Origin of the sequence: Nocardioides sp., assembly GCF_034670285.1 — a bacterium.
Lineage (GTDB): Bacteria > Actinomycetota > Actinomycetes > Propionibacteriales > Nocardioidaceae > Nocardioides.
Window position 1 is genome coordinate 1 of record NZ_JAXMNS010000329.1, and the last position, 4,378, is coordinate 4,378.

The window sequence follows — 4,378 nt, forward strand, 5'->3', positions numbered from 1 at the left end:
CTGCACCAACTTCGCCACGCTTCTGCCCTACTGCGACGGCGACGTCTTCAACCTCCAGGGCGCACCGGTCTTCGAGCGCAGCAAGGACGGCCTCAGCGCCAGCGGCTACACCGCCGTGCAGTACCTCGCCAACGGCGCCAACCACAACTACTTCAACACCATCTGGACCGCCGACGACGCCAACCTCTTCGGCCTCGGCGACCCTAACTGCAACGTGGCCGCCGGTCCCACCCGACTCCAGCCGGCCGAGCAGCGCCAGATCGGGCTCACCCTGATCAACGGCTTCCTGCGCTACTTCGTCGGCGAGGAGCAGCAGTTCGCCCCGATCGTGCGCGGCGAGAGTCTGCCTCCGGCGGCCTGCCCCAACGGTGGCCTCGACATCCCGACCACGGTGACCTGCCGCAACGTCATCCAGACGTCGTACGCCGCGCCGGACCGTCGGGTGCTCGTGAATCCGGCCGGCACCTTCGCGGCTCCGACCGTGCCGACCACCACGCCGGATGGCGACCCGATCACCAGCACCGGGCTCAGCCTGTCGGCCTGCAACCCCTCCGGCGGGATCGTCGTCACCACCTCCGGCTGCCCGACCACGCCCAACCGCAGTGACGGCCCGCAGCTCAGCGCCGAGTGGACCAGCCCCACGGCAGCGCTGACGATCACGCCGTCGGCCACGAACGCTGACCTGAGTGACTTCGCGACGCTCAACCTGCGGCTGTCGCCGAACTTCACCGACCCGCAGCAGCTGCTGCCGGTCGAGACCGACGTCGTCGTGCGGCTGACCGACCTCGCGGGGGAGACCGCCGCGGTCGACACCTCCACCTACTCGGCGGCTCACGAGCCGCCGCCGGGCACGACCGCCCGCAAGCAGATCCTCAACGGTGTGCGGATTCCCCTGGCCGACTTCACGGGCGTCGACCTGACGAGCATCGCGACGATCACCTTGGGGTTCGGCGGCCTGACGACGCCGATCGGCTCACTGCAGCTGAGCGACGTGGTGCTTCAGGAGGCGGCGCTGGACCCCGTCCCCACACCGACCCCGACGCCGACCCCTGAGCCGACGCCTACGCCTACGCCTACGCCTACGCCGACGCCGACGCCGACGCCGACGCCTACGCCTACGCCGACGCCTACGCCTACGCCGACGCCCACGCCGACGCCCACGCCGACGCCGACTCCTACGCCTACGCCCACCCCCACGCCGACGCCTACGCCTACGCCTACGGCGACGCCGACGCCGACGCCGACTCCGGCTCCGACCCCCACGCCCACGCCCACGCCGACCACCCCTCCGGCCCAGGAGAGCGCGAGCACCGAGGTCCCGGCCCTCCTGACGAAGGCGAGTCAGCGCCGCGGCAAGCGCGCGGCGAAGGTCCGGTTCGTGGTGCTGTCGGACCGCGAGTCGACCGGCGCCGCCGGGCGCATCGTGCTCAGGGTCGATGGGCGGCGCACGCGCCGCTTCGACGTGCCGGTGGTCGCGAGTGACGACGTGACGACCGACGACGTGGTGACGATCAGGCTCGCCCGCAACCTACGACGCGGCAAGCACCGGGTGCGTGTCGTCTTCGTGCCCGACGACGTCACGGCCTACGACAGGTCGCGATCGAAGGTGCTGGTCGTGAAGGTCAAGCGCACCAACCCGCGCAAGAACCGCTGACGTGGCGCTGCCGGTCCTCTAGATCATCCGCTTGAGGATCGGCAGCGGGGCGTGCTTCATCAGCAGCGACAGCGGCGCCCACGGCAGGGGCGGCACGCAGGCGTCGGGCACCTTCTTCTCGATCGCCTTCACCATCGCCTTCACGCCGTCCTCCGTGGTGGCCATCAGCGGCGAGGTCGGCTGTGCGTAGTCGTTCATCTCGCTGATGATGTAACCGGGGTAGAGCACGGTGACCTTGATCGTCTTGGCCAGCGGGGTGCCGTAGAGCTCCGTGCGCAGACCCTCCGCGAGGTGCGCGACGCCGGCCTTGGTGGCGGCGTAGGTGGTGATCTCCTTCGGCATCCCGCGCATCGCGGCCATCGACGAGACCATCACCAGGTGCCCCGACTTCTGGGCGCGGAAGATCTCCATCGCTGCATCGGTCTGGGTCAGGGCAGCGACGAAGTTGGTCATCGCGGTCTCGCGGTTGGCAGCGTGGCCGCCGGTCCCGAGTCGCGCGCCCTTGCCGAGCCCGGCGTTGACGATGACGGTGTCGATGCGGCCGAGCTCGTCGCGGCACTCGCCGAACACGCGGAACACCGCGTCGTCGTCGGTGACGTCCAGCGCTCGTACGACGACGTGGCGCTGCGGGTGGGCGGCGCGGATCTCGGCGCTCAGCTCCTCGAGCCGGTCGGTACGGCGCGCGCACAGCGCGAGGTCGTGGCCCTTGGCCGCGAGCTGCCGAGCCATCTCGGCGCCGAGGCCGGAGGACGCGCCGGTGATCAGGGTCCTGGTGGTGGAAGGCATGGTCGGAGTCTTTCAGACCTCCGATCGCCGTCCTGTGGTCAGCCCTTCGGCTGGTTGACCACGATCGTCGTCATGATCTTGTCGGCGAAGGTCTGGTTCTTCGCGTCCCACAGCGGCCAGAGGTAGCCGATGTAGCAGAAGCTGTCGAGGATGTGCGCGAGCTGGCGCACGAAGGCCTTGCCGGCACCGATCGGCTGGCCGGTCTGCTCCGAGATGAGCTTGATGCCCAGGACACCCTTGCCGATCGTGTAGCCGGTGCTCCCTTGCTTGATGAAGATGTTCCACACGTAGAAGGCGAGGTAGGCCACGACGCCGAGCACGATCAGCAGGATCGGGACGGCGCCGACGTCGTCGTTGGTCATCGTCAACGTGCCGTCAGCCGTCGTGGTCGTGTCGGCGGCTGCCACGATCATGATCGTGCCCACGAAGACCGGGATGTAGGCGAGCATCATCACGAGGCCGTCGATGAGGAGTGCACCGACCCGCTTGCCCCAGTGCGCGTAGTCGGGCGTGATCGCCTGCCCGTAGCCCGGCTGGCCGTACGGTGGCTGGCCGTAGGGACTGGGTTGGTCATACGGGTTGGGCTGGCCATACGGATTCGGCTCGGACGGCGGCGGGGGCGGGTCGTAGGAAGACATCACAGATCCCTTGCAGTGAGCGTGCGGCGAGAGGTGCGGTTGCGCCAGAGCATAGGGGCGATCGGGCCCGGGTCGTCGGAGGTCGACAGGTGCTGCACAGGGGCACCAGGGCAATCCTCCAGCGATGTCCAGGAAGATGACTGCATGACCCAGGACGCCCGATGACCGCCACGGAGGTGCCGCCGCCGCTGGCGCAGCCCCCCGCGCGCACGGGTGTCAGGGCGCGTCGCGACGCCGGCGTCCGGATGGCAAGCCTCGCGCTCGTCTGGGCAGCCCTGCTGTGGCTGACCCTGCTCTGGGAGCGCGAGGGTGGTCTCCAGGACCTCGGCGGCTGGAGCAGCGCGCTGCTGTCGACCGGTCGCCTGACGGGGTTGGTGGCCTCCGCGCTGCTGCTCGTGCAGGTGCTGATGATGGCGCGGATCCCGGTGCTGGAGCAGGCCTGGGGCCAGGACCGGCTGGCGCGGCTGCACCGCCTGGTCGGCTTCACGTCGTTCAATCTGATGCTCGCCCACATCGGTCTCATCACCTGGGGGTACGCCGGCGGGCGCCTGCTCGCGACGCCCGGCACGATCTGGCGCCTGACCCTCGACTACCCCGGCATGCTCCTGGGCGTGGCGGGGTCGTTGTGCCTCCTGCTGGTGGTGGTGACGTCGGTGCGGGCCGCGCGCCGACGTCTGCGCTACGAGTCGTGGCACCTGCTCCACCTCTACGTTTACCTCGGCGCGGGGCTCGCGCTGCCGCACCAGCTCTGGACCGGTCAGGAGTTCCTCGGCTCGGCAGCGTCGACGATCTTCTGGTGGGGGCTGTGGGTCTCGGCCGTCGGCTCGGTGCTCGTGTGGAGGGTGGCCCTGCCGCTCTGGCGTTCGTGGCGTCACGCCCTGCGCGTGATCGAGGTCGTCGAGGAGGACGACGACGTGCTCTCCGTGCGCATCGCCGGTCGCGGCCTGAAGCGGCTGAAGGTCGAGGCCGGCCAGTTCCTCCTGTGGCGCTTCCCCGGTCGTCCCGGCTGGACCCGCGCCCACCCCTACTCCCTCTCCGCGGCCCCCGACGGCCGCAGCCTGCGGATCACCGTCAAGGAGGTCGGTGACGGCAGCGGGTCGCTGCGCGGGCTGACGCCCGGCTCGCGGGTCGTCGTCGAAGGTCCCTTCGGCCGGCTCACCGAGCGCACCCGCACGCAGCGCAAGGTGCTGCTGGTCGGTGCCGGCGTCGGCATCACCCCGCTGCGCGCGCTCGCCGAGGGATTGGACTACGCGCCGGGTGAGGCGACGTTGATCCACCGCTACACCGGACAGGCGTTGTT

At 70.1% G+C, this 4,378-nt stretch carries 4 protein-coding genes; 2 read left to right on the top strand and 2 right to left on the bottom strand.

Annotated features, from left to right (window positions below; all coding sequences use genetic code 11):
- A partial coding sequence (locus VOI19_RS15065) for a hypothetical protein (RefSeq protein WP_323793783.1) occupies window positions 1-1,654 on the top strand: 1,654 nt, incomplete at its 5' end.
- 18 nt (window positions 1,655-1,672) lie between these two features.
- Here the strand turns inward: VOI19_RS15065 and VOI19_RS15070 are convergent.
- Entirely contained in the window at window positions 1,673-2,440 is a 768-nt protein-coding gene (locus VOI19_RS15070) for an SDR family oxidoreductase (RefSeq protein ID WP_323793784.1), read from the bottom strand.
- A gap of 38 nt (window positions 2,441-2,478) precedes the next feature.
- Entirely contained in the window at window positions 2,479-3,078 is a 600-nt protein-coding gene (locus tag VOI19_RS15075) for an RDD family protein (protein WP_323793785.1), read from the bottom strand.
- Between the two features lie 161 nt (window positions 3,079-3,239).
- Here VOI19_RS15075 and VOI19_RS15080 point away from each other — a divergent pair.
- A partial coding sequence (locus tag VOI19_RS15080) for a ferric reductase-like transmembrane domain-containing protein (protein ID WP_323793786.1) occupies window positions 3,240-4,378 on the top strand: 1,139 nt, incomplete at its 3' end.

Bases quoted from the DNA above. Each gene is read 5' to 3' on its own strand.
- VOI19_RS15070 (WP_323793784.1), bottom strand. From the start codon at position 2,440: ATGCCTTCCACCACCAGGACCCTGATCACCGGCGCGTCCTCCGGCCTC.
- VOI19_RS15075 (WP_323793785.1), bottom strand. From the start codon at position 3,078: ATGTCTTCCTACGACCCGCCCCCGCCGCCGTCCGAGCCGAATCCGTAT.